Origin of the sequence: Brachyspira pilosicoli (assembly GCF_019402445.1) — a bacterium.
Lineage (GTDB): Bacteria > Spirochaetota > Brachyspiria > Brachyspirales > Brachyspiraceae > Brachyspira > Brachyspira pilosicoli_B.
On sequence record NZ_SRZM01000032.1, the window covers coordinates 1 to 25,934 of the forward strand.

The 25,934-nt window shown below is 28.5% G+C and carries 25 protein-coding genes; 8 read left to right on the forward strand and 17 right to left on the reverse strand.

What is annotated here, in order from left to right; translation table 11 throughout:
- Positions 1–32: 32 nt before the first annotated feature.
- Entirely contained in the window at positions 33–458 is a 426-nt protein-coding gene (locus E6A48_RS01270) for a hypothetical protein (RefSeq protein WP_219708195.1), read from the forward strand.
- Here E6A48_RS01270 and E6A48_RS01275 read toward each other — a convergent pair.
- A complete protein-coding gene (locus E6A48_RS01275) occupies positions 455–2,749 on the reverse strand; it encodes a DUF3536 domain-containing protein (protein WP_219708196.1) in 2,295 nt (764 codons plus the stop codon). The genes E6A48_RS01270 and E6A48_RS01275 overlap by 4 nt on opposite strands.
- Before the next feature lie 166 nt (positions 2,750–2,915).
- Positions 2,916–4,313: an NADPH-dependent glutamate synthase gene (gene gltA, locus E6A48_RS01280; RefSeq protein WP_219708197.1), complete on the reverse strand. Its 1,398-nt coding sequence runs from the start codon at positions 4,311–4,313 to the stop codon at positions 2,916–2,918.
- A 297-nt stretch (positions 4,314–4,610) separates the two neighbouring features.
- Between gltA and E6A48_RS01285 the strand changes: the two genes are divergently transcribed.
- Together E6A48_RS01285 and E6A48_RS01290 are read left to right on the forward strand one after the other, a co-directional pair.
- On the forward strand, positions 4,611–5,294 hold the full coding sequence (locus tag E6A48_RS01285) for a response regulator transcription factor (protein ID WP_013243404.1): 684 nt from the start codon (positions 4,611–4,613) through the stop codon (positions 5,292–5,294).
- A 7-nt stretch (positions 5,295–5,301) separates the two neighbouring features.
- Complete coding sequence (locus E6A48_RS01290; RefSeq protein ID WP_219708198.1) at positions 5,302–7,068, forward strand: sensor histidine kinase; 1,767 nt, start codon at positions 5,302–5,304, stop codon at positions 7,066–7,068.
- Here E6A48_RS01290 and E6A48_RS01295 read toward each other — a convergent pair.
- The 4 genes from E6A48_RS01295 to xerD form a co-directional block, all read right to left on the reverse strand.
- Positions 7,065–7,568, reverse strand: a complete 504-nt coding sequence (locus E6A48_RS01295) for a tRNA (cytidine(34)-2'-O)-methyltransferase (protein ID WP_013243406.1) — start codon at positions 7,566–7,568, stop codon at positions 7,065–7,067. The genes E6A48_RS01290 and E6A48_RS01295 overlap by 4 nt on opposite strands.
- Positions 7,569–7,629: 61 nt before the next feature.
- Positions 7,630–8,100: a hypothetical protein gene (locus E6A48_RS01300; RefSeq protein ID WP_219708199.1), complete on the reverse strand. Its 471-nt coding sequence runs from the start codon at positions 8,098–8,100 to the stop codon at positions 7,630–7,632.
- Between the two features lie 234 nt (positions 8,101–8,334).
- Positions 8,335–10,626, reverse strand: coding sequence for a hypothetical protein (locus tag E6A48_RS01305; protein WP_219708200.1), 2,292 nt, complete (start codon positions 10,624–10,626; stop codon positions 8,335–8,337).
- A 32-nt stretch (positions 10,627–10,658) separates the two neighbouring features.
- Positions 10,659–11,585: a site-specific tyrosine recombinase XerD gene (xerD, locus tag E6A48_RS01310; RefSeq protein ID WP_014933434.1), complete on the reverse strand. Its 927-nt coding sequence runs from the start codon at positions 11,583–11,585 to the stop codon at positions 10,659–10,661.
- A gap of 334 nt (positions 11,586–11,919) precedes the next feature.
- Here xerD and sdaAB point away from each other — a divergent pair, with 334 nt between their 5' ends.
- The 5 genes from sdaAB to E6A48_RS01335 all read left to right on the forward strand — a co-directional run bounded on the left by sdaAB (position 11,920) and on the right by E6A48_RS01335 (position 15,666).
- Positions 11,920–12,594 (forward strand): L-serine ammonia-lyase, iron-sulfur-dependent subunit beta, encoded by a 675-nt coding sequence (sdaAB, locus tag E6A48_RS01315; protein WP_157142999.1) that lies wholly within the window; start codon positions 11,920–11,922, stop codon positions 12,592–12,594.
- Positions 12,595–12,620: 26 nt separating this feature from the next.
- Complete coding sequence (gene sdaAA, locus E6A48_RS01320; RefSeq protein WP_219708201.1) at positions 12,621–13,502, forward strand: L-serine ammonia-lyase, iron-sulfur-dependent, subunit alpha; 882 nt, start codon at positions 12,621–12,623, stop codon at positions 13,500–13,502.
- Between the two features lie 76 nt (positions 13,503–13,578).
- Positions 13,579–14,154 carry a GNAT family N-acetyltransferase gene (locus E6A48_RS01325; protein ID WP_219708202.1) on the forward strand — a complete coding sequence of 192 codons (576 nt, stop codon included), beginning with the start codon at positions 13,579–13,581 and terminating at the stop codon, positions 14,152–14,154.
- Positions 14,155–14,237: 83 nt separating this feature from the next.
- Positions 14,238–14,978 carry an ABC transporter permease gene (locus E6A48_RS01330; protein ID WP_219708203.1) on the forward strand — a complete coding sequence of 247 codons (741 nt, stop codon included), beginning with the start codon at positions 14,238–14,240 and terminating at the stop codon, positions 14,976–14,978.
- Positions 14,968–15,666 (forward strand): ATP-binding cassette domain-containing protein, encoded by a 699-nt coding sequence (locus tag E6A48_RS01335; RefSeq protein ID WP_219708204.1) that lies wholly within the window; start codon positions 14,968–14,970, stop codon positions 15,664–15,666. Before E6A48_RS01330 ends, E6A48_RS01335 begins: the two co-directional genes overlap by 11 nt.
- Here E6A48_RS01335 and E6A48_RS01340 read toward each other — a convergent pair.
- The 11 genes from E6A48_RS01340 to E6A48_RS01390 form a co-directional block, all read right to left on the reverse strand.
- Positions 15,663–16,241, reverse strand: coding sequence for a tetratricopeptide repeat protein (locus E6A48_RS01340; RefSeq protein WP_219708205.1), 579 nt, complete (start codon positions 16,239–16,241; stop codon positions 15,663–15,665). The genes E6A48_RS01335 and E6A48_RS01340 overlap by 4 nt on opposite strands.
- Before the next feature lie 18 nt (positions 16,242–16,259).
- Entirely contained in the window at positions 16,260–17,285 is a 1,026-nt protein-coding gene (gene tsaD, locus E6A48_RS01345; protein WP_157142995.1) for a tRNA (adenosine(37)-N6)-threonylcarbamoyltransferase complex transferase subunit TsaD, read from the reverse strand.
- 164 nt (positions 17,286–17,449) lie between these two features.
- Positions 17,450–18,238, reverse strand: coding sequence for a nucleotidyltransferase-like protein (locus E6A48_RS01350; RefSeq protein ID WP_219708206.1), 789 nt, complete (start codon positions 18,236–18,238; stop codon positions 17,450–17,452).
- Positions 18,239–18,245: 7 nt separating this feature from the next.
- Positions 18,246–19,379, reverse strand: coding sequence for a protein-glutamate methylesterase/protein-glutamine glutaminase (locus tag E6A48_RS01355; protein ID WP_219708207.1), 1,134 nt, complete (start codon positions 19,377–19,379; stop codon positions 18,246–18,248).
- A gap of 17 nt (positions 19,380–19,396) precedes the next feature.
- Positions 19,397–19,990 carry a chemotaxis protein CheD gene (locus E6A48_RS01360; protein WP_013243419.1) on the reverse strand — a complete coding sequence of 198 codons (594 nt, stop codon included), beginning with the start codon at positions 19,988–19,990 and terminating at the stop codon, positions 19,397–19,399.
- A gap of 16 nt (positions 19,991–20,006) precedes the next feature.
- A complete protein-coding gene (locus tag E6A48_RS01365; protein WP_219708208.1) occupies positions 20,007–20,852 on the reverse strand; it encodes a CheR family methyltransferase in 846 nt (281 codons plus the stop codon).
- Positions 20,853–20,862: 10 nt separating this feature from the next.
- On the reverse strand, positions 20,863–21,396 hold the full coding sequence (locus tag E6A48_RS01370; RefSeq protein WP_219708209.1) for a chemotaxis protein CheW: 534 nt from the start codon (positions 21,394–21,396) through the stop codon (positions 20,863–20,865).
- 14 nt (positions 21,397–21,410) lie between these two features.
- Complete coding sequence (locus tag E6A48_RS01375) at positions 21,411–23,516, reverse strand: chemotaxis protein CheA (protein ID WP_219708210.1); 2,106 nt, start codon at positions 23,514–23,516, stop codon at positions 21,411–21,413.
- Between the two features lie 45 nt (positions 23,517–23,561).
- Positions 23,562–23,930, reverse strand: a complete 369-nt coding sequence (locus tag E6A48_RS01380; protein WP_157150117.1) for a response regulator — start codon at positions 23,928–23,930, stop codon at positions 23,562–23,564.
- Between the two features lie 40 nt (positions 23,931–23,970).
- On the reverse strand, positions 23,971–24,219 hold the full coding sequence (locus E6A48_RS01385) for an anti-anti-sigma factor (protein ID WP_219708211.1): 249 nt from the start codon (positions 24,217–24,219) through the stop codon (positions 23,971–23,973).
- A gap of 9 nt (positions 24,220–24,228) precedes the next feature.
- Positions 24,229–25,934: chemotaxis protein (locus E6A48_RS01390; protein ID WP_219708212.1), on the reverse strand; the 1,706-nt coding region annotated here is incomplete at its 5' end.

Below are 25,934 nucleotides of genomic sequence, written 5' to 3' on the forward strand. Positions count from 1 at the left end.
GTTATAGCTAATATAATAGCAAAAAATAATTTATGAAAATTAAATATATAATACTTTTTTTAATATTATTTTTATTTGCATCTTGCAAAACTCATTATGAAACTTTTTATAAAATAGGAAATGATACAGTATCTTCTGTATATAAAATCATAGGGTTAGAAATAAAACCAAAAGTAGAAAAGTTTGAAGATAATTATATATACACTTTTAAAAATGATACCAATGCTTTATATAATAGCGTGAAGTATGCTAATTATTTATGGAAGAATGAAGGATATTATATCACTCAGCATAATAGTTTTGGAAAAGAAAATGGAAATGTTGAGCTAGCAAAAAGTTCAATAGACCCTAACAAAGTAATAAGAATTAACATTCATTCCTACACTAACAATTCTTTTGATGTTGTTATATCATTAGTAAATGGAACTATAAAGCTAAAAAATAATACGAATAATTAAATATTATCCATATTAAAATTAAGCCAATATCCAAGCTCTATAAATAATTTTTTCTCTTCTTCATTAAAGCTTATGAGAAGCCCCTTATATTTTAGAAGTATCTTATAAAAAATATTTTCATAAGTATTTCTATCTATAGGCATATCATTATTTGATAAAAACTTAATATCTCTAAGTAAATCAAATATAATTTTTCCATTTCCTGTTTCATAAAGCTCATTTAATGCATTTTTAATATTCTCGCCAACAACTTCTGATATACCACTATTAGAAATAAATATACCAGCATTTCTAGCATCTTTTAATTCTTTAGATACCTCATCATAAGCATCTCTTCCTTTTGACAATATAAGCTCTCTTAAGATAGGAGAATCCATAGCTCCCATTAATCTTCTATAGTCATAATCTGGAGTAATATCATTTGTATTAAAATATTTAAATAATGTTTTATATTCAGGATATATTTTATGCATTATATCATCTAGTTTAGAAATATCTTCTTTAAATAAATAGTCTGCAAATCTATCTCTAATATCAGAACTTAAATCTTTTAAACGCATAGTATATATTAAATTATCATTACAATCTTTATTTTCAGAAAGAGTGATATTGTTTTTTAATTCATAATTTTCTTCAATAGTGTCAACTTTAAAATATAAATCTGATGTTATATTATCACTCATTACCCCTTCAATATGATTTTTATCTATTAGAGTGGCTTTAATATTATGCTTAAAAATATTTATATCTTTTTCTTTATAATCACTAGCAATTAAATTAAATATAAACTGATTGATAATATAAAGTTTAGTAAATAAATCTATCTTAGCATTTTTCTCATAGAAATATCTAGCACTATGATGTTCTTTCTTATTGCTAATTGAAGTTTCTAATGCTTTTAAAAATTCTTGATAAGCCTCTTCTACAAAAGGAGCATTCTTATCTTTAACAAGCATTCTAGCATAATGAAAAGATCTCTCAGCATATTGCATATTTTTAATAGGCTCTATTCTAGAAACATCTTCAAAAAACCACCCGCAAGAAGTATAAGAAAATAAAGAATATTTATAAGATTCCATTAAAAATATAAACTCTTTAAAAGATATATATTTAGAACATATTTCATACAAATCTTTAGCATCAGAATCATTATATATAGCCCTAACATATTCTTCTCTAATAGAGTTTCTAGATTCATTTGTAAAGTTTAAAAATAATGCAAATAATTTGTCTTGCATGTTTCTAAGTATATCGAAAGCATCTCTAAGTCCTTTTCTCCAAGATAAGTCAATAACACCATCACCACCGCATCCGCAATTACTTCTCCACCTCTCAACACCATGCGAACAGCTCCAAGAAGTACCTCTTTTGCCTTCACCTTCATGCAATATTACCTCTTCAGTAGGAGGACATATACTTAAATAATGCTCATAATTTGTAGGCGTAATATTATCATAGTGAATATTATCTTGAAAATATCTAGCTAAACACATATCCCCAAAAGGCTCATGATGACCATAACTTTCGCCGTCTGTAGCAATATTAACAAGCTTTCTCTCCCCATAAGCATTTCTTATTCTCTCAGCCAATTTCTCAGCAGAACAAAGCAAATGTTCAAAAGCTATGGCGTTGGATATATAAGGGTCATAAAAAAATACAGCAATTCTCTTACCATTATGACCATAAAGCCAATAAGGTTTTGATGTGTCTATTCTAGCTCCAGATACATCAGTCTGAGTAATACCCTTAACATAATGTGCCTGATATGGAGATAGTATTGTAAATTTAACTCCACAGTCGCATAAAGCATCAACAACATCTAAATTTATCGCAGTTTCAGAAAGCCATATTCCTTTTGACTTTCTTTTAAAATATTTTTCAAAATTGTAAAGTCCCCATTTAATCTGCACCACCATATCTTCTTTTTTGGCAAGCGGTAAAATTATATGATTATAAACCTGGGCAATAGCATTACCATATCCTAATCTTTCTATACTAAGTTTATCTGCTTCTAATATTCTTTGTAATAAATCAGGCTTCTTATCAGCAATATAATCCAATAATGTAGGTCCAAAATTAAAGCTTATATACTGATAATTATTAGACATATCCGTAATTCTTCCATAACCGTCTAATATTCTTGAATAAGCGTTTGGACTATAACATTCATTAGTTATTCTTTCATTCCAATCATGAGCAGGAGAGGCACTTATCTCTTTTTCTATTTCTCCTAAAAATGGATTTTCTCTCGGAGGCTGATAAAAATGCCCATGCAATATTAAATATTTCATAATTAGAATCCTAATATAAAAAGATTATTTCAAGTATAAACAAACTTACATATATTTGCAAGTAAATAATTTTTATTTTAATTATCGAAATAAAGGTTTGTTTTTTAAGTATAAAAAAGCCCAATACAAAATGCATTGGGCTTTTTTTATTTATATAGATATATTTTTACTTAGATAAATATTTATGTATACCAGCAGCAGCTCTCTTACCATCACCAATAGCAAGTATAACAGTAGCAGCTCCACGAGCAGCATCACCGCCAGCAAATACACCCTCTACAGAAGTAGCACCTGTTTCTTCATCTATTACATAAGTACCTTTTTTAGTAGTTTGTAATTCAGGCACTTTTCTAGATATAAGCGGATTAGGAGTAGTACCTATAGCAACAATAACAGCATCCACTTCTATATCTTCAGTTTTTCCTTCTACAGGAACAGGTTTTCTTCTTCCATCTGCATCAGCTTCACCAAGTTCCATAACTTGAGTTCTAACTGCTTTTACATTATCATTCTCATCAGCAATAATTTCTAAAGGAGCTCTTAAGAATCTAAAATCAACTCCCTCTTCCATAGCGTGATGAACTTCTTCTAATCTTGCAGGAAGTTCTTTTTCTGTTCTTCTATAAACTATATATACTTTTTCAGCACCAAGCCTTACAGCAGTTCTGCAAGCATCCATAGCTACGTTACCACCGCCTAATACAGCAACTCTTTTATGCCTTATAACAGGAGTATCTACCTCTGGGAATTTATATGCTCCCATTAAATTTACACGAGTTAAATATTCATTAGCAGAATAAACTCCGCAATAATTTTCACCAGGTATATTTAAAAAAGCAGGAAGTCCAGCACCAGTACCCAAGAATATAGCATCATATTCTTTTCTTAATTCATTGAAATCTAAAGATATACCAGCAACTTCATTTATTTTAAAATTAACCCCATCTTTTTTAAGGTTTTCTACTTCGTGAGCAACTAATTCTTTAGGTAAACGGAACTCTGGAATACCATACATAAGTACTCCACCTATAGTATGCAAAGCTTCAAGCACTGTAACATCATAACCTAATTTTATTAAGTCTCCAGCACAAGCTAATCCAGCAGGGCCAGCACCTATAATACATACTTTTTTACCGTTTTTTTCTACTTTTAAGCCGTCATATTGAGCATGTTTTCTTTCATAGTCAGCAACAAACATCTCTAACTTACCAATAGCAACAGGCTCAAATTTCTTACCAACAACACATCTTTGTTCACATTGAGTTTCTTGAGGACAAACTCTTCCGCAAGCTGCTGGTAATGCATTAGTTTCTTTTATTTTTTTAGCTGCTTCTAAAAATTTCTTTTCAGCTATAAGTCCTATAAACTCAGGTATTTTCACCTTAGCAGGACAGCCTTCCATACAATGCGGAACTTTACAATCTAAACATCTTAATGATTCAGTATAAGCTTGTTCTTCTGTATATCCTAAAGGAACTTCTTTAAAATCCTTTTTACGCTCTTCAGCACTTCTTTGTGGCATTTCTTGCCTAGGTATTTCACCCAATTTTGATCTTGGTGGCATATATTTATCTCCTATTTTCTTTATAGACCTATATTAAATAATTTGACAATATTATACAATAAATAAAAAATATAGCAATGATATATTTTTATTTTATCATTATAGAATATAAAAAAGAGTTAATTAAATTTAATGTAATAATTATTACCTAATTATATATAACAAAAATACAATATAATATTTATAAAATATAAAATAAAGTTTTTTCTTTTTTTTGCATTGATAAACACTTGTATATTGAACAAAATAAATATATAATACAAAAAAATAAAATTATAATAAAAGAGTGTAAATTTTATGGAAAAAGAACTTATTTATTCTGTAGAAGATGATGATAACATAAGAGATTTAATTAAGTACACTGTTGAAGAAGCTGGATTTAATATAGAATGCTTCAGTAATGGTAAAGATATGCTTGAAGCTTTAAAAAATAATATACCTAGTTTAATACTTTTAGATATTATGCTTCCAGATATGGAAGGTACTGATATATTAAAAATAATAAGAACTGATTATGCTCATTTACCTATAAAAGTTATAATGCTTACAGCAAAATCTAGTGAAATTAATATAGTTACTGGGCTTAATTTAGGTGCTGATGACTATATACCAAAACCTTTCTCTGTATTAGAACTCATAGCTAGAATTAAAGCTAATTTGAGAAAAAAAGATGTGAGAGTAGATACAGAAGAATTGACATTTGGTGAGATTAAACTAATAGTAAAAAAACGAGTTGTATATGTTAATGATAGGCAGGTTTCACTTACACAAAAAGAATTTGACTTATTAAAACTGCTTATGGAAAATGCTAATAATGTTGTAGATAGAGAGATGATGCTTGAAGAGGTTTGGGGAGTAGAACATTCTATGGAAACTAGAACTATTGATATGCATATTAAATCTATTAGACAAAAATTAGATTTAAAAAAAGAAAATATTATTACTATTAGAGGAATGGGATATAAATTAATAGAAATTTAATTATTTTATGATTAGAAATATATTTTTAAAATCATTATTAATTCTTATATTATCAAGTGCTTTAATGTTTATAGGAATTCTCTTTACAGTGCAGTATAATAATATTATGTACAGCAGAGTAATGATTGTTAATATCATAGATATGCTTCAAAGAGAAATTAATATATATGATATAAAAACAGAAGATGATTTTAAAAATTTTGTATTGCAATCAGATAAAGAAGAATTGAGAATAAGCATCATATCTACAAACGGTATAGTTATTGCAGATACTTTAAGCGACACAGCAAAAACAACTCTCGGAAACCATAATAATAGAAGCGATGTTATAGAAGCCTTGCATAATACAAACGATGAGCCTTCTTTTTCAATAAGCACTTCTATTAGTCAAAAAACACCATATATATACGCTTCCAAAAAAATTAAATCTGATGACTTTGTTGATTATATATTAAGAGTATCTATTCCTATGGATTCTATTAATAAGTATTTAACTACATTTTTATTTACAGCTGTTATGGTGATAACTATTGTTGTAATACTAATGGCCTTTGTACTGCCTATAATGTCTAGAAACATTATGAACCCTTTTTATATTATTAAAGAGACACTGGATAATATATATAATAACCGCTCACTTACACCTAAAAACCTTACGGGGTTTAATGATGTTAACAATATAATTTATGATATTAATGAAGTTGCTGTTGATTTGAATAATAATATCATAGCATATCAGACTGAAAAAGAAAAACTTAATTATGTATTAGAGAATATTGCTCAGGGAATTATTGCTGTTAATAAGAAAAAAGAGATATTTTTTATTAATCAATTTGCTATAGATTTTTTGGATATTGGAGATAAAACGGTTAATAATTTAAATGAGATAATAAAAGATGAAAATGTAATAAAAAAGATAGATAATGCTATAGAATTAGGAAGGTTTTCAAAGTTTGATTCAAAAGAACATAATATGGATATAGAAATTACAATTATACCAATACGCAATAATGAAAATATATCCGCTTTAATAAAATTTGAAGATGTTACAGATATTAGAAAATTAGAAATAGAAAAACAAGACTTTTTTATTAATGCCTCTCATGAATTAAAAACACCTTTAACTTCTATTTTGGGTTACTCTGAACTTTTACTAGCTACAGGAGGAGGAAAGAAGTTAAATGATTTTGTAAATAGAATAAATACAGAAGCATTGAGAATGAAAGAGTTAGTTATGGATATGCTTACATTGAGCAGAATAGAGGCTAATTGGCAAGAGACTATAGATGAGAAAATGGATATAAAAGAAATAATACTTAATGTTTATGACAGCAATAAATTAAAAGCACAAAAAAGAGATATTACAATAGACTTAAATATAGAATCTGCTTTTATAATGGCTAATAAAGAAAAAATAACAGAAGTTGTTAATAACCTTGTGGATAATGCTATTAAATACACAGATGACGGCGGAAATGTAAAAATTATTTTAAGCACAGATAAAGATAAAGCAATTTTTACAGTAAAAGATACAGGCTGCGGAATAGCCCCGCAGTATTTAAACAGAATATTTGAAAGATTTTTTAGGGTAAAAAACAACAAATACCTTAAAGTCAATGGAACGGGGCTTGGACTAACAATAGTAAAAAATATATGCAATAATTATAACGCTGATATACATGTAAAAAGTGAAGAAAATGTTGGAACCGAGATAAGCGTTGTATTTAAATTGTATGATGAAGAAAAAGAAAAAACTATAAAAAAAGCTGTTTAAATATTTTTATTTAAGCATAATTGTCTAAATGCCTCATAAGAAACTATAGCAGCAGTATTTGATACATTTATAGAGCGTATATCATCACTCATAGGTAAATATACAGAGTTAGCAGCATCATTTTCCCATATAGATTCTCTTAAACCAGTGCTTTCCCTTCCAAACAAAAGTATATCATTATCACTATAATTAAACTCATCATAGCGGATATGCCCAAACTTAGATATAGGCACTATTCTTTTATTGTTCTCTTTACAATATTCTAAGAATGTATGTTCATTTTCATGTTTTATTAGGTTCAATTTTTCCCAATAATCAAGCCCTGCCCTTCTAATCTCTTTAGCACTTAGTATAAATGATGGTTTTGATACTATATGAAGCGATATGTTTAACCCCACGCAAAGCCTTCCTATATTACCCGTATTAGAAGGAATCTCTGGTCTGTATAATGCTATTGATACATTAAAGTTTTCATTGCTTATATTAATTTTATCTTTCATATTTCATAAATAAAAAAGTAAACTTTTACTAACGTCCTTTTAATAATTTTATATTAAACTTTTACTCTGCTTGCTTAATAAAAACACCTTTTATAGCTGTATCTACATTATTTTCTTTAACAGTATAAGTTATGTTTGCTGCATAAGAAAATGTCATATCATTATTATTTATCTCTTCAAAACTCATCTCAAGCAAATGTTCTTTTGATGCTATAGTACCATTATTATCATATATTTCATTATATACAGCTATATAACCATTTTTAACTTTTAATATTTGGACTGAAGAAAAATTAAAGGTTTTATTTACTTTCCCAAAATAGAAATCCATAGAACCATCTTCTTTTATTATAATATAAGAACCTGAAAAATTAACATCACTTACATTTGGAGTTTCATCAACATTCCAAATACCTGCATAAGTTTTATCTATTCCTATAATATTTTCTTCTATCGTATCTTTCAAATTTTTGCAGCTTATAGTAAATAAAGGTATTAATAATAAAGATGAAACTAGCAGCCTTTTTAACATATTTGAATTCCTTTTTTGAATTGTTTTATATTAGTTATAAATTTACTTTTTGTCAATAGAATCAAAATTGTAAAATTATTATAAAATATTTTAAAAAGTTTTGAAATAAATCTAATATTTTGTATTATAAAAAATTAATAGCGATATTCAAAAATTCAAAATTTAAAAAATATAATTATTTAAGTATGAATAAAAAAAGGAGCCTTTAAAAAGACTCCTTTAATTATATTCTAATTAATTGTCATTTACTGATTTTTCGTTATTACTTTCTTCGCCCTTAGCTACAATAGCAGGCTTTTCTTCCACTTCTTCTTTTTTAGGCTCAACTACTCTAAGTGAATTAAGAAGAGTATAAGCAACAGCTACATTCTCTTCGCCTGACTCTGACATAACTCTAAAAGACATAAGCGAAGAATATCTGCTTCTGCCATAAGAATATCTAAATCCTATTTCTACTGAAGCTCCGGCATCTATTGTAACAACTTCTTTATCAAGTACAATAGCAGCCAATGCCTGAGATAAATCAGTTTTAATTCTAACATTATTAAGTCTTCTAGAAGTTCTATTAACTATAGTAAGTACTCCTGTTCTGTTTCTTTCATCAAGTTTCACAGTAACATTGAATGGGTTTTCAGAATATTTCTCCTCTATTCTAGAAACTATTGAAGCATTAATATTAGCCCATTCTTTTATAGTATTAGGACCTCTAAACTTAGACCATAACATTCTTGATACATCATGGAAGAATATACCTCTTATTCTGCTGCTTCTATTAAATTTAGCCTCAGATTCATAAACTCTTCTCATATATTCAAGCTCAGGTCTCAAACTACCATCTTGAAGCCTATTATCAATCATATTACCAACTAAAACATTATACTCACCAGACAAATATCTAGGCCAAGCGGTAAGCATACCAACATGCTGAGGACGGCTCGCCTCATATATCATAACAGCATCATAATCAATACCCGCATCAAAGAACATATAAGGATCTTGTCCATGTTCTTGTCCATGATTCCAACCTAAAGTAAATGCCCATAATTTTTTCTTTATTCCAGAATCTTTTATTGCTTTTATAATAAGTGATTCTTTATGAGCTCTATACCATCTCCATTTTAATCCTATTTCCTTTCTTCCTCTATTAACAGCAAGCCAACGCATACGAGCAGCTTTGTTCATAGTAGACCAATTAGCAGGAGTATAAACTCCAGTAAGTTCTACCATCTCATCAACTAACTCATAACCATCAACTTCGCCAGTTCTAATAAAGTCCAAACCAATATATGATATATTAGGATTAGCATCATATCTTTTTAATATGTCTATAATATCCTGCACTCTCTTAGGGTCACCCAAAGAAATATGCCTACTTTCAACTAAGCTTTTAGTGCTGGAATTATATCCAACAGAAACTTCGTATCCGCCCTTTCTGTGCCCGCCACCAGCTGCAAAATAACTCATAACATAAGCACCAAGCTCAACATTACCCTTAGATTTTGAAGCAGCTAGGTTCTCAACATTCTTAATCATAGCAGGTGCCCAAGGTTTATCAGGCGTAATACCGCCAGTCCAACCAGTAGTCTGTCCTCCTATTACCCACAAAGTATCACATTTCATATAGCGAACCCAATCGTATATGGCATTATAATCCTCTGTTAGTGCTCCTGTTTCTAAATTAGGAATTTTTTTAGTAGTTAAATCTATAGCATATTCTAATGTTGTTATCTTTTTAGTCTCTCTAGCAGGCGGAGATTGTCTTCCCTTTACAGTAAAATCTTTTGTATAACCATAAACTCCGCTTTTCGTCTGTACAAGCACAACCGCCTGATATTCGCCCAAATCGCCTCCAAATGGATGTAAATAAGTTGCTTTATACTCTGCATTTTTTACTTTAAATACATTAATAGGATATCTATCATCAACATTCTTTCTAACACTTTTATCTTTCTTATATCTTACATAAACACTTAAATTTTCTACTTTGTCCTCTGTATAAATAGAAGCATTTATAACCACAGGCTCATATCTAAATACTGATATCTTAGATAAATCTATAGAAACACGCGGAGCTTCTCTTTTCTTAGAATTAACAATAGCACCTTCTATAGCCTTGCTTAATCTATCTGATGTTTTATCAGTAGTATTTCCAGAAAATACCATGGCAGGAAGTACATTAGGATTCGGCATTCCGCTACTCATCTCCTCATCACTCAATAATAATTCCTGACTAAAAAGGTCTATATCTTCTCTCACGCTTATATCTTCATCTACATAAAAATCATCTAAATCTACAGCTAAATTATATTCATTAAATATAGGTTTACTATGAACTAAAGTAAGAGAATCTGGATTATACATATCTATTCTATGCGTTTTTCTATTATTACCATCTTCTTCTATCGCATATTGTAAATTATTATTATAATTAATTATTGTAAGCCTTTCTCCTATACCAAAAGTAAGAAGTATAAGAGAAGTTGCTATAAGTAACAGAATTGTAGTTGCTATTATGCTTTTTTTCATATAAAGTTGTATCCAATTATTATTTTATTTTTTTAGCTGTTTTGTCTAGTATGCTTTGTATATTTAGGGTGTTTAGCAATTTGCTTTTTTAAATGCGTAGAATCCACATGTGTATATATTTCGGTTGTAGTAATATCAGAATGCCCCAACATTCTCTGAACAGACCTTAAATCTGCACCATGCTGAATAAGGTGTGTGGCAAAGCTATGTCTTAAAGTATGAGGATAAACATTTTTCTCTATACCACTTTTTTTCATTGCCTCTTTTACTATCTTCCAAATACCTACTCTAGAAATTTTATCTCCTCTAAAGTTTAAAAATAATTCACTAGTCTTTTTACCTTTAACCATCACTACTCTGCTAGTTTGAATATATCTTTTTAAAATATCTAAAGCTTTATCATTAATAGGAACTATTCTCTCTCTTTTACCTTTACCGCAAATTTTTAAATACTTCTCATCAAAGAATATATCTTCTATTTTTAATGAACAAATTTCACTAACTCTAAGCCCAGAAGAATACATTAGTTCAAATATAGCCTTATCTCTTAACCCCTTATCTGTTTTCTCATTATGCACAGACAATAAATCATCAACCTCTTCTGTAGTTAAAGATTCAGGCAACACTCTTTTTAAACGTATTACCTCTAAATTATCAGTAGGGTTCTTAGAAATATAATTTTCCATTACCAAAAATTTATACAAATTAACTATACTTACTTTATTTCTTGCAACTGTTCTAGATTTTGAACCTTGCTCTTTTCTTTCACTCAAGAACTTTTCTATATCTTTTCTAGTAGCTTTTAATATTGTTTTCTTATTTCTGCCTAGAAAATCTAGATATATCACTATGTCTCTCCTATAAGACTCTAGCGTATTTTGTGACAATCCTTTTTCCATTGACTCATAATTTAAATACATTGATAATATTTCTTGATCTGAAATTTGCTTCACTGACATTTAATATTGCCTCTTTCTTTGGGATATATATACATAATTTAGTAAACATAAAAATTTTATAATATTCTGTTCACTTGCATATATTATCGGTAATATAATCAATATATTTAAACATAATATATTGTTTATAATATTATTATGTTTAAATAATATTAAATATTTTAAAAATTAAATATAATTTTTATTATTTTTTCATAAAAAACAATATTATAAAAAGTAATAATTCTAATATTTTATTTATTTTTTTTGTTTGAAATAAAAAAAGTTAACAAAATATATATCTAAAATATATTGAATATGTTAAATTATATATATAAAAATGGAGGCTAATTTTATGGCAACTTTATTTGATATAATAGGACCTGTAATGATAGGACCTTCTAGTTCACACACGGCAGGAGCTTGCCGTATAGGTAAACTAGCTAAAAAAATTTTGGGTGAAGATGTAAAAGAGGCAAAAATATATTTACATGGTTCTTTTGCTCTCACTTGGAAAGGTCATGGTACTGATAAAGCTATTTTGGCTGGTCTTTTAGGATATGAAACTTATGACACTCAGCTTAGAGATAGTTATAAACTAGCTGAAGAAAATAATCTTAAATTTGAATTTATACCAACTACATTAAGAGAAGCTTTTCACCCTAACAGTGTTTATATAGAAGTAAAAGGTCAAAATAATGAGGCAAATATTTTAGCTTCATCTATTGGCGGAGGACTTATTGTATTAGATAAAGTAAATGGTATAGAAGTGCATTACAAAGGAGACTTCCCTACTATAGCTATAGTTAATAAAGATGTACCTGGAATTATTGCTAAAGTTACTTCTATCATTTTTGAAAATGGAATTAACATAGAAAATATGAATGTTACTCCTCAATTTGAAGGTCCTAATCAAGGATATGCCATCATAGTTATTGGTATGACTGATGTTATATCAAAAGAAATAGAAGATAGAATTAGAAAAATAGAAAATATAAGAGATTTTGTATTTTTAGATAAATTATATTAATAATATATAAAAAAGGAAAATAAATTATGGATATAAAATCTATTGAATCATTAGTTGCTACAGCTACAGAACAAAACAAAAAAATTAGTGATATAGTTATAGATATAGAAGCTAATAGTCAAAAAGTTGATAGGAATAAAGTAATAGAACAGATGTCTAGCTATTATGATATTATGAGAGAATCTGTAATAAATGGCAAAAAAGATAAATTTAATTTTGTAACAGGACTTCAAGAGGACTGTGTTGAAATAGTAGAAAAATTTTACAAAAACAAAAAGAGCATATTAGGAGAGACCATAGGAGAAGTAGTAACAGCAGCTATGGCAGTTAGCGGATATAATGCTTGTATGGGTAAAATTATAGCAGCACCAACAGCAGGAAGTTGTGGAATAATGCCTGCGGTTCTTACCGTATGCGAAAACAGAGGATACAAAAAAGAAGATATAGTTCATTCCATGTTTACAGCTGGAGGACTTGCTGATATTATTGCTCAGCTTGCTACATTTGCAGGAGCGGGTGGAGGTTGTCAGGCTGAATGCGGTAGTGCTTCTGCTATGGCGGCTTGTGCTTGTGCTGAGATTATGGGAGGAACTCCTGAACAGTGTGCTCATGCTTTTGCTTTATCTTTATCTGCTATACTTGGGCTTGTTTGCGACCCTATTGCTGGATTCGTTGAAGTGCCTTGTATGAGTAAAAATGTTTTGGGGGCTGTTCATGCTATAGTTTGTGCTGAGATGGCTTGTGCTGGATTTAAAAGTGTTATTCCTGCTGATGAGGTTGTTATGGCGATGAAAGAAGTTGCTGATGGTATGGATGAAAGATTTAGAGAAACTGCTCAAGGTGGGCTTGCTAACACTCCTACAGGACGTGCTATTGCTGAGAAACTTTTAGGAAAAATTAACAAATAATTTTAAGATATTATAATTAATAAGGGCTTGCAATATTATTGTATGCCCTTTTATTTTTAACTTTTATAAAAAAAATATGATTACAACAGAAAGACTCATAATAAGACAATTTAACATCAATGACACTGAAGCATTATTTAGTATTCTATCAGACAAAGAAGTTAATAAATATCTTCCTTGGTTTGTTTTTACAAGCATAGAAGAAACTAAAAGCCATATGCAAAAATTTTATTTAGATACAAATGATAATAACAATTTTTATAGATATGCCGTTTGCTTAAAAGAAGATGATATTCCAATAGGCTATATACATTTTGAAAACAATAATGATAGTAATGATTTTGGATACGGACTTAAAAAAGAATATTGGAACAAAGGCATAATAACAGAAGCTTCAAAAAAAGTTGTAGAGAAATTAAAAAATAATAATATCAAATATATTACAGCAACACATGATATAAATAATATTGCAAGCGGAGAAGTAATGAAAAAAATCGGCATGCATTATAAATATAGTTATGAAGAACTATGGCAGCCAAAAAATATATTAGTAACTTTTAGAATGTATCAATTAAACTTAGATGATAATAAAACAAGAGTTTATGATGTTTATTGGAACAAATACAAAAAACATTTTATAGAACGAGTATAAAAAATACAATCAATACAATTTGACAATTTATTTTTTTCTAGTATCATTAAAAAAATTAAATAATAATTCAACATATTTAAGACATGAAAAAAAACAACAATAAAAAAAAGATTATATATTTTTTTATAGGCATAATATTATTCATAGTTATATGGAATTTTATTTCTCTAAAAATTAATTCTGAAATTATTTTCCCAAGTATAGATAAGATTTTTTTAGATTTAATAAATATCATATCACAAAAAGATTTTTATTCTAATTTGTTATATACATTCATGAGAGTAATAATTACTTTTGTGCTTTCATTTTTACTTGCGATAACATTAGGAATAATTGCTGGTATATTTAAAAGTGTTAGATATATTTTAATGCCCATTGTAAACTTTATTAGAACAATTCCAACCATACCTCTTATTTTAATAGCAGTATTATGGTTTAATAATAATTTAGTGCCTATATTTGTATCTTTATTTGTAATATTTCCAATAATATATGATGCTGTAGTAAACGGCATTATAAACATTGATAAAAATCTTATAGAAATGTCAAACTCTTATAATGTGTCTTTTAAAAATCAATTAATAAATTTATATATACCATCAATAAAACCATATATACTCACTTCAATATCGCAATCAATGGGTATGACTTGGAAAAGCGTATTGGCTTCAGAAATTATGACTCTCCCAACATTAGGGCTTGGCACAAAACTATATGAATCTCATTTATATTTAAACACTGTTAGTTTGTTTGCATATTGTTTGATTGCAATTATATTTAATATTATATTTGAAATTATAATGAGGCTTCAAAATGATTTGTGATGATAAAGAAATAATTGATAACGTTTTGCAAATAAAGAATATAAATCTTTCATACAATGATAATATAATATTTAAAAACTTCTCCATTAGTCTGCACATAAATAAAATAAATATTATATTAGGCTCATCAGGATGCGGAAAAACTTCTCTGCTTAATATAATTGCTAAAAAAATTGATAGCCCCTCTTTTGTGTATCAAGAGCCAAGATTATTAAATCATTTAAACGTATATGATAATATTAATTATATTTTAAAAGACAAAATCAAAAATAAAAACATGATAGATAAAACTATAAAAGAAGCATTAACTATAACTAACCTCATTGATAATATACATAGCAAACTAAATGAGCTTAGCGGAGGGATGAAACAAAGATTATCATTAGCAAGAGCATTAGCCTATAATTCAGACTTCTTACTAATGGACGAACCATTACAAGGTCAGGATATTAAAAGAAAAAAAGAATTATTAGATATAATTAAAACCATACAAACAAAAACAAATAAAACTATTATCTATGTTACGCATGATATATCAGAAGCTTTGATACTTGGTGATTATATATATATCCTCTCAAAAAATAATAACTCTACCAACTTAACATTTCAAACAAAATTAGAAAGCAATGATTTAAACAACAATATAGATATGCAGTCAAAGCTAATGGATATTCTTATAAATAATTAATCTTTTAATATTTCTAAAGCCTTATCATAACCTAAATCAGCAGATTTTTTTAAATATTTTTGAGAGAGCTTTTCATATTTTTCTTTTTTCTCATTATCTTTTTCATGCTTTATAAAAATATTATATACTCTATAAACATCATAATAAGCAATATAATCTTCACTGTTATATTTCAAAGTTTCTTTTAAATATTTAAGTGCTGTTTTGTATTTCTTTTGTCTTCTATAGCAAACAGCAAGTAAATAATAAGCATCAGAATAAGCTTTATTTAAAGATATTGCTTTTTCTAAATCTTCTATTGCTTTTTCTATTTCATTTTTCTCTAAATATATTTGAGCCTTACTATAATAAATATCAAAGTCATGCGGATATATTTCTATAGATTTATTATAAGTTTTTATAGCATTATCATAATCTTTTATATCGTAATAAACTGCAGCCAAATTATAATAAGCATCTAAATTCTTTTCATCTAATTCTATAACCTTTAATAAATCATCTATAGCCTTATCATATTCTTTTTTATTAATATTATTTAAAGCACTGTAGAAATATTGATTTTCTTTGCTGTTCATTTTTATTTCCTAAATATATTAGTTTTTTATGCTTTTATTTTTATTATACTTTTTATTTAAAACCCTAGAAGAGCAGTCCAAAGCATAATCAGCAAACTCTTCTTTATCTTTCATATAGTATGCAAGCCCTGCAACCATAGCAGCATTGTCTGTAGTATATTTTAAAGCAGGAAGATAACATTCAAAGTCTTTAGAGTTTCCAAACCTTTCACGCAAATAACTATTGCATGCCACTCCCCCAGATAATGTAACTCTCTTTATGCCGCTTTTTTCAACATATTTAAGTGTTTTTATATATAAAGGCTCTATTGCACTTATTTGAAAAGCAGCAGCTATATTTTCATTTGTAGGCTCATAACCTTTTTGTAAATATTTTTGTGTAGAATATACGCAAGCTGTTTTAAGTCCGCTATAAGAAAAATTAAACTCATCAACTCCATTAAGAAGTACAATAGGATATTTTATCGCTTCTTTGTCCCCTTCTCTTGCAAGCTTGTCTATAATAGGTCCGCCCGGATAACCAAGATTTAAAAATTTAGAAACCTTATCATAAGCCTCACCTACCGCATCATCTAAAGTAGTGCCTACAACTTTATACTCGCCATAATCATGAACCTCTGTAATAATAGTATGCCCTCCTGAAACAACTAACGCTATATATGGAAACTCTATATTGTTTGTAAGATGAGGTGAATAGATATGTGCTGCTATATGGTCTAATGCCAATAATGGTTTATTAAGAGAAAAAGCCAAAGCCTTAGCACTTCCAACCCCAACAAGAAGAGAGCCTAAAAGTCCAGGGCGATTTGTAACAGCAAATAAATCTATATCATCTAATGTTGTGTCAGCGTCTTTTAATGCCTTATCTATTACATAAAGTATAGCTTCCAAATGCTTTCTTGCCGCTATCTCCGGAACTACACCTTGAAACTCTTTATGAGCATCTATAGAAGAACTTAATACTGATGATAAAACATTGTTTCCATTTTCCACTATAGCAACGGAAGTATCATCACAGGAAGTATCTATACCTAATATTTTCATTTTTTGTTTTCTCCAAAGTGCATATTGAATTAATAATATATACTTATTTTAATTATTTGTAAATATTAATTATTATCACATGAAATATATTTTTTGAATTCACTAATTTTATAGAGCTTTACTGGTTATTTTTTGTAAGTGGATAATATTTTCAAAAAAACCTCTTACATATTCTCTTCTATGTATTTTCTTAGTTTATACAATGCTATTAATACATTTTTTCTGTTAATATTATTCTTAGTTGAAAATAAAACCTTAATATCATTAATCTCAGAAAGTTCAATATAATCTTCAGAGGAAATTTTATCATATAAATAACTTATAGATTTTAATAATCCATCATCATAATCTTTAAAATTAAAATATTCATTAGGTATATTCCATACCAAAGCTTCAATAAGCTCATAATTAAACTCATTTAACTCTTTTATCTCGCCATTGAAACTTTGAAATATGTATTTGAATATTCTAATTAAATTGATAAAATTATCTTTACATTCATATTCTTTTTTATCAAAATTCTTATTGTCTAATTTGGGATAATATATATTATTCTCTCCGTCAGAAGAAGTAATTAAAGCACCTTCTATCTTTTTATTCTCTTCTTCAACTTTAAAACTTGGTCTTAATACAATCTTTTCTTTATCATAAACAATAATAAGAGAATCTAATATATCATTATATTCTATATTTTCTTTTTCTAATATCTTTGAAATATCTTTTTTAAAAACTCTAGTATCTTTGCTATTACTATCAGCTATTAAAAATAAATTAAGATACTCCATATAACTAACATTAGTATTGTTTCTTTTAGCCCCAGTGGCAATTATAGATACATTATTGTTATTTATAATATTAGTTACAAAATCTAAAGCTTTATCAATTTTATATCTTGGATAAACGGTGGTATTACCCACCCATTTATTTATATAATCATATATGTCGTTATTCATATAATTTTTATGCTTTTTTAAGAGCAGCAGCTAATATTCTATCAAGCGGAAGTATCTCATCTACACCGCCTCTAGCAATAGCTTCTCTTGGCATACCAAAAACAGTACAAGTTTCTTCGTTTTGAGCAATATTATAAGCACCAGCATCTTTCATTTCTTTCATACCATTAGCACCATCATCACCCATTCCAGTAAGTATGATACCTATAGCTTTATTTTTAGCATATACAGCACCGCTTCTAAAAAGTACATCTACAGAAGGCTTATGTCTAGTAACAGGTTCACCATCTACAACTTCAATATAATATTTTCCGTTTTTAACTTTTATCATAGTATGCTTTCCGCCTCTTGCAAGTACAGCCTGACCGCGTCCTATACTCATACCATCTTCAGATTCAAAAACTTCTATTTTTAATACAGTATTTAATCTCCTAGCAAATGAAGTAGTAAAATGTTCAGGCATGTGCTGAGCTATTACTATAGGAGGAGCAGAAGGAGTAACATTTTTTAAACATTCTATCAAAGCCTCAGTACCGCCTGTAGAAGAGCCTATAAGTATAATTTTATCCATAGCAACTTCTCTAGAAGGTACAAGTGGGAGTATAATATCAGCATTATTTTTTGGATAAACTTTAAATCCAGAAGTTTTAGGAGCTTCTACCACAACTCTATTATGAGTAATATTAGTAGTACTCTCTGTAGGCATAGCCACACCATGCTTTTTATAAAACTTAGCTCTGTTGTTGTAAGCATTTTTTATCTTTTCAACTAAATCTGTAGCTAATTCTTCAACGCCGCCCCTTACATTAGCAGAAGGCTTAATAACATAATCAAAAGCACCAATATTTAAAGCATCTAATGCCAACTCTCTATGTTTATCAAGCAAAGAACTAAACATTATTACAGGAATAGGATTATTAATCATAAGTTTTTTAAGATAAGTAATACCATCCATCTCAGGCATTTCTATATCTAAAGTAATAATATCAGGTTTTATAGTTTTTAATTTAGCTTCTGCAAGTATGGGGTTAGCAGCAGTGGCAACCATTTCCAAATCAGGGTCAGAATTAACAATTTTTGTAAGTAGTTGTCTTATTAATGCACTATCATCAATAGATAAAACTTTAATTTTATTAGCCATATAATGTTTTCCTTGTGTTAAAATAATGTAATATCAGATTTCTCTTCAATTTTTTGTTGTAAGTTTTTAGAATACTTAATTTCTTGTTCAGCAGAGAACTCTTTAGTTTTACCTTCAATCTTCTTCATAAGCACTCTATTTTCAGTATTGAAAAAAAACACTTTTCTAGGCCAAGAGCCCCCAACATCCTCACTAATAATAGGGATATTTTCATCAGCTAAAAATTTTCTAGCGAATCTAATATTTTTATCTGGTACTTGAAGCACATTACTAGTCATTCCAGTTAAAACGTGTCCGCCTCCAAATATTTTAGCAGTAAGATTAGCCTTTTTTCCTCCAAGTTTAATTATTTCGTTTATTAGCACCTCCATAGCATAAAGACCATATCTAGTATAATTATAATCATCTTCAGGATTCTCCCATTCCTTCATCTCCGGGAGCATAAAGTGATTCATCCCTCCAAATTTCAAATTATTCTCAAATAAACAAACCGAAATACAACTTCCTAAAACTGTTTTTATTACCGCAGGCTGTCTAGAGGCATAATAACCGCCTATATATATTGTTATTCTTTTAAAATTGCTGTTGGCAGCTGATGGAAAATCTAACATATATCAAACCCCGCAATTAAATCTTTTTATAGATATTGCTAGAAATATATTTAAACAAATCTGAAATACCAAACAATGTTTCAGAATGCCCTATAAATACATAACTATCATCTTTCATATATCTATAAAATTTATTAAATAATTCCTTTTGAAACTCTTTATCAAAATAAATTATTACATTTCTACAAAATATTAAATCAAACTTAGTATGTATATCAAAATCTTCATCTTTAAAATTAAGCTGTCTAAAAGATATACATTTTTGCAAAATATTTTTTACTTTATAAAGACCTGCATTATTTCCAGTGCCTTTAAGAAAATATTTTTTTAAAGTATTAGTTTGAATAGTTTCTACTGTTTCCTCTTTATATATACCAGCATAAGCATGTGCAAGCACATTAGTATCTATATCGCTTGCTAAAATTTTTATATCATAATGACTAAATCTCTCTCCAAAATAATCATGAAGTGTCATAGCAATAGTATAAGGCTCCTCACCTGTAGAACAAGCAGCAGACCATATTCTTAAATTATTAACCTTTCCTTCTTTATAACTTTTTTCCCAATTTGGAAGAAAAGTACTTTTCATATATTCAAAATGTTTATTTTCTCTAAAGAAGTCGGTTTTATTTGTAGTAACAGCATTAATAAAATTGGTAACCTCTTCATCAGGAGCACCTTTCAAATAGTCTATATATTCTTTAAAAGAAGACATGTTTAAAGCTCTAATTCTTTTACTTATTCTAGAAGTAACTAAAGCTCTTTTATGTTCAGACATTTGTATACGAGTTTTATCATAAATAATTCTAACTAATTCATTAAACTCACTGTCTGTTAAAGGTGCAAGATTTAATTCACTCATATAAAAAACCTCAAACTATGGTCTTATTTATATCATCATTAGATTTTACTATATCCTCTATAGGAAGAACCATAATAATCTTATTTTCAAGTCTAATAACATTAGATATCTGTAAACCGCTTACATTAGCAATAGGAGTAGCAGTCATCTGACTTTCATAAACAGTAATAACATCAGAAACCATATCAGCAAGTATGCCAAATCTTCTATTGGAAGTAGATATTACTATAATAACATCATTTTCTATAGAACGGTCATCTCTTCTTTCAAGCCCGAAACGCATTCTTATATCAACTATATGTAAAATATTACCCCTCAAATTAATAAGCCCTCTCATATACTTAGGACTTCCAGGTACAGGAGTAATAGTAGTAACACCAACTATACCTTCTATACTTAGCACATCAAGAGCATATTCTTCGTTATCTATCTTAAAAACAAGAAATTGCTGACTTGGCTCTGTGGAAGCATTCTCTTCTGCCCCTATACCCACACCGCCAATCTGTGCTATTTCACTAGCATTAATTTTTTGATTATCCAACATATTAAAATCCTTTATTATTTAACGCCATTATTAACTTTATTCTGTAAAGATATATTAACAAGTCCCTGTATATCTATAATAAGAGCTATTCTACCATCTCCAAGTATAGTACCTCCAGCAATTCCTGCATGCTTGCTGAAAGCAGAATCTAAAGACTTAATAACAACCTGCTGCTGATCAAGTAACTCATCTACAAATATAGCACATTTTCTATATCCTGCCTCAACAACTACAACAATACCATCATCTATCTCATTAACTTGAGTGTCTATCTCAAATACCTTGTGAAGTCTTATGAGAGGTAAATATTCATCTCTGATTTTTATCATCTCCCCTTTGCCCTCAAAAGGCTTAACCTGATCGCTTTTTATTTTTATCTGCTCTATGATAGATATTAAAGGCATTACATAAATTTGCTCACCTATAGCAAAAGTAATACCCTCTATAATAGCTAAAGTTAAAGGAAGTTTAATAATAAATGTGCTTCCAACTCCCTCAGCACTCTTTATCTCAATCTTTCCTTTCATCTTTTCAACATTAGCCCTAACAACGTCCATACCAACACCTCTTCCAGATATGTCAGTAACTTTTTCTGCTGTTGATAAACCTGGGCTAAATATTGTTCTATATATTTCAGCATCAGAGTAATTGCCGTCTTTTGATAATAAGCCTTTCTCTACAGCTTTGTTAAATATTTTTTCTTTATTTAAACCATTACCATCATCAGACACCTCTATAACAACATGTCCCTCTTGGTGAGCTGCTGACATTGTAATAGTACCATATTCAGGCTTTCCTCTTGCAATTCTCTCTTCTTTAGTTTTTTCTATACCATGGTCCATAGAGTTTCTAATAATATGTTTAAGAGGGTCAGATAACTGCTCTAACATATTTTTGTCTATCTCTGTAGTTTCACCTTTAAGAACTAATTTTACTTCTTTGTTTAATTCCAAATTAAGGTCTCTCACATATCTATGGAATTGTGTGAATATAGGACCTATAGGCATCATTCTTATATTCATAACCTCTTCTTGTATTTGTCTTGAGGTTCTGTCCATAGAACTAACTGCTTCTTTTAAGCCATTATCTATGTCTAAGTTTTGTGTTAGCTGCATTATTCTTGATTGTGCTATAACTAACTCTCCAATCAAGTTCATCAAGCTGTCCAATTTTCTTATATCAACTCTTACAGTAGAAGGAGCCTGAACCTTAGTTCCTGTAGGTTTAGAAGCAGGAACTGCCTTATTTTCTTTAGACTTATCATCATGAACTTCTTCTTTTTTCTCTTCTTCATGCTTTTCTTCGGCTTTTTCTTCTACCTTTTCTTCAACAGGTTTAACTTCCTCTTCTTCTTTCTCTTCTATTTTCTCAGTAATATTAATGTCATTATCATCTATAACAAATAAAAATATATTTTGAACTTGCTCTATTGTGGAAGAAGTTTCAACATCTAATGAAAATTGAGTGTAACAAGCGTATGGATCTTCTAAATCAGATATAGCAGGTAAATTACTAATATCTATTTTTAAATTACTAATAGTACCTATAGCTTTAAGGTCATTTAAAAACATAAGAGGGTCTATACCATTGTCAAAAATACTAGGTTTAAATATCATTTCAATATGAAACATATTATTTGAAGAAGATGCTTTACTTTCTTCTTCTTTAGGTTTTTCTTCTACTTTAGGAGCTTCTTCTTTTTTCTCTACAGATACAGTACTTATATCATTTCCTTCAGCTATAGCTTTTATTTTAGCTTTTAAGCTTTCTATATTTGTAACACCATCTGCTTCACCTACACCATCTACTATATTTTGAAGCATAAGTTTTACAGTGTCTAAGAACTCTAGTAAAACGGTAATCATTTGCGGTGTAACATCCAATTTGCCGCTTCTTACCTTCTCCAATAAGTTTTCTGCAACATGGTTTAGCTCACTCATAGTAGTGAAACCAACAGTACCAGCAGAAGATTTTAAAGTATGGGCACTTCTAAATATTTTATTTAAAAGGTCTTCATCACTTTTATTATCCTCGAGCAAAACTAAATCGTTTTCAAGCCCTTCAACTATCTCATTAGCCTCGCTCAAAAATATCGAAATAAATTCATCACTATCAAACATATATAACCTCTGATTTATTATATACTACTACACAAAAATTAAACATTAATTTAAAAAACGTTTAACAACATCTAAAAGCTGTGTAGGGTTGAAAGGTTTTACTAACCAACCGCTAGCTCCTGCTGCTTTACCTTCCATCTTCTTATCATCTTGAGATTCTGTTGTAAGCATAAGTATAGGAGTATATTTATACTTATCAAATTTTCTAACATTCTTAATAAACTCTATACCATCCATCTTAGGCATATTTAAATCTGTAATGATCATATCAATATTAGAAGCCTTATTTACAGCTTCTAATCCAGTAGTACCATCATCAGCAGAAATTACATCATAACTCCCCTTCTTTAAAGTATACTCAACAGATGCTCTAGCAGTATTTGAATCGTCTACTATTAGTATTGTTTTAGCCATACATTTAACCTCTTATTTTTTCATTAAATTTATATATTAATTATTTATTTGCCATATTTAAATATTCTGTAAAAGAATTATCCAACCCTTCTACTATAAGTTTTTTTTGATTTTTATCAAGTTCTTTTTTTATAGAATACAATATTTGTAAGCCAGCCAAATCTAAATGACTGCCTTCTGGAAATTTTATTGTTGTATCTTCATTATAATTAGCTGCCTTTATAACATTCTTAAAATATTTGCTCATAGTTCTTATATTAAGATTTTCGTCTATTTGTATAACAGACATAAATACCTCCTAAAATAATGTAAAATCTCCACTATCCGAACCTTCTTCTATGTTAATATCGACATTTAATGTCTCATCTCCAGATAAAATACTGTTCGCTATAGTTCTTTCTTTCTTTATAGTATAATAATTTACTATTTCCATATATTTATCACTTTCTATCTTCCAATTCTCTATGTTTAAAGTCTTATAATATTCATTTTTTTTGTTTCTGATAATATCTCGCATCTTATTAAATACTTCCATTATCTCATTAATCTTCGTTAAGAGAGTCGTTAAAGAACTTAAATCTATTAAAGTCTTTTCTATTAAATTAAATAATTCTTTGGCATGTGTATCTAAACCCTTAATATTATCTTCTATAATAGCTTTAGACTCTTCCAAACGTTTGTAAATATTATCCATCATAGATTCTATAAATGAGTTTTCTATAGACTGCTGATTGATATTAAATTTAAACTTATTAATAGCACTAAATATTGTAGTCTTGATATTTTCAAATTTCTCTAAACAAACATCTACAGTATCTGTAATGTTTGTAGCTATAGATTCTACACTGACCATAGAAAATGTTTGAGAATCACTAAATATATCGCTATTTTTCTCTAATTCTATCTTAGCTAAGAAGTTAATAGAGTTAAATGCTTTAGCAATATTTTTTGTTTCTAAAAACATATTCTCAAGCTCTTCTATTGAATCTATTATACCAGCATTATTATCTGATATTCTATGTTTATTGCTTAAAAATAATTTAAAATTGTCTAAATAAAGCTTAATAAAACCTAAATATTCATTAAATATAGAATCTGATACACTAAAAGGAAACTCTGATTTACCTGATTGAGCACCTATCATATATTCAACTATTGTGTTTCTATCTGATGATATATCAAGCAAACTCTCTTTTAATCCTTTTAAACTATCATTTATACGAGCATTATTATCTAAAATTTCTTTGTGTATGGATTTAAAATTCTCTATTATTAAACTCAAAACAACATCATCAAAAGTAAGCAAATCCAATAATTTATGCTCCAAAGACTCATTGTTTTCCAATTCTGCTGCATTATTTATAGCAACCACTTCCTTTCCATAAGCATCTATAAACTTTCTATTCTCTTCTACAATATGTTTTATAGACTCTATTATATGTTCCGTTTGCTGTCTAATAATATCTTCTTGCGGAAGTATCATCATCACTTCAAATATATAATCATAGCTATTGTCTACTCTTGATATTATATCAGAAATCATATTAGAAAAAGTAGCAAAAGAATTAACCATATTATTATGCTCTTTATCTAATTGCTCTCTCATTATATTAAAGCTTCTTCTTTGCATCTCATTAGTTTTTAATATCTCATCTTTAAACTTATCAAATTGTACGAATAATTCCTGCCCTATTCTATTCATCTGGTCAGCTTGTTCGTTAGAAGTTTCTGACATTTTTATGATATTTTTAGATATTTCTCCAAAAGCCTTACCGCCGGAACCATACTTTGAAGCTATAATAATGGCATTAAGAGAATAAACCTTTATCTGATCTGCTAATTTTCTTATCTCTTCTATTGAGTCCATTACATTACTAATAATATTAACGTCTTCAATAATGGAGTTTGATAAAACATCATCTTGATTTATTAATGACTGCATTCTATCAAAAGATTTAAAAAAATCTTCTTGGTTTTCTTGGAAGTCATTTGAAAAATTTTTTT

Coding starts and splice junctions, on each gene's coding strand:
- E6A48_RS01275 (WP_219708196.1), bottom strand. CDS start 2,749: ATGAAATATTTAATATTGCATGGGCATTTTTATCAGCCTCCGAGAGAA.
- E6A48_RS01330 (WP_219708203.1), top strand. CDS start 14,238: ATGAAAAAAAACAACAATAAAAAAAAGATTATATATTTTTTTATAGGC.
- E6A48_RS01375 (WP_219708210.1), bottom strand. CDS start 23,516: ATGTTTGATAGTGATGAATTTATTTCGATATTTTTGAGCGAGGCTAAT.
- xerD (WP_014933434.1), bottom strand. CDS start 11,585: ATGTCAGTGAAGCAAATTTCAGATCAAGAAATATTATCAATGTATTTA.
- E6A48_RS01290 (WP_219708198.1), top strand. CDS start 5,302: ATGATTAGAAATATATTTTTAAAATCATTATTAATTCTTATATTATCA.
- E6A48_RS01380 (WP_157150117.1), bottom strand. CDS start 23,930: ATGGCTAAAACAATACTAATAGTAGACGATTCAAATACTGCTAGAGCA.
- tsaD (WP_157142995.1), bottom strand. CDS start 17,285: ATGAAAATATTAGGTATAGATACTTCCTGTGATGATACTTCCGTTGCT.
- E6A48_RS01370 (WP_219708209.1), bottom strand. CDS start 21,396: ATGTTGGATAATCAAAAAATTAATGCTAGTGAAATAGCACAGATTGGC.
- E6A48_RS01340 (WP_219708205.1), bottom strand. CDS start 16,241: ATGAACAGCAAAGAAAATCAATATTTCTACAGTGCTTTAAATAATATT.
- E6A48_RS01385 (WP_219708211.1), bottom strand. CDS start 24,219: ATGTCTGTTATACAAATAGACGAAAATCTTAATATAAGAACTATGAGC.
- E6A48_RS01305 (WP_219708200.1), bottom strand. CDS start 10,626: ATGAAAAAAAGCATAATAGCAACTACAATTCTGTTACTTATAGCAACT.
- E6A48_RS01270 (WP_219708195.1), top strand. CDS start 33: ATGAAAATTAAATATATAATACTTTTTTTAATATTATTTTTATTTGCA.
- sdaAA (WP_219708201.1), top strand. CDS start 12,621: ATGGATATAAAATCTATTGAATCATTAGTTGCTACAGCTACAGAACAA.
- E6A48_RS01295 (WP_013243406.1), bottom strand. CDS start 7,568: ATGAAAGATAAAATTAATATAAGCAATGAAAACTTTAATGTATCAATA.
- E6A48_RS01350 (WP_219708206.1), bottom strand. CDS start 18,238: ATGAATAACGACATATATGATTATATAAATAAATGGGTGGGTAATACC.
- gltA (WP_219708197.1), bottom strand. CDS start 4,313: ATGCCACCAAGATCAAAATTGGGTGAAATACCTAGGCAAGAAATGCCA.
- E6A48_RS01360 (WP_013243419.1), bottom strand. CDS start 19,990: ATGTTAGATTTTCCATCAGCTGCCAACAGCAATTTTAAAAGAATAACA.
- E6A48_RS01285 (WP_013243404.1), top strand. CDS start 4,611: ATGGAAAAAGAACTTATTTATTCTGTAGAAGATGATGATAACATAAGA.
- E6A48_RS01300 (WP_219708199.1), bottom strand. CDS start 8,100: ATGTTAAAAAGGCTGCTAGTTTCATCTTTATTATTAATACCTTTATTT.
- E6A48_RS01325 (WP_219708202.1), top strand. CDS start 13,579: ATGATTACAACAGAAAGACTCATAATAAGACAATTTAACATCAATGAC.
- E6A48_RS01335 (WP_219708204.1), top strand. CDS start 14,968: ATGATTTGTGATGATAAAGAAATAATTGATAACGTTTTGCAAATAAAG.
- sdaAB (WP_157142999.1), top strand. CDS start 11,920: ATGGCAACTTTATTTGATATAATAGGACCTGTAATGATAGGACCTTCT.
- E6A48_RS01355 (WP_219708207.1), bottom strand. CDS start 19,379: ATGGCTAATAAAATTAAAGTTTTATCTATTGATGATAGTGCATTAATA.
- E6A48_RS01365 (WP_219708208.1), bottom strand. CDS start 20,852: ATGAGTGAATTAAATCTTGCACCTTTAACAGACAGTGAGTTTAATGAA.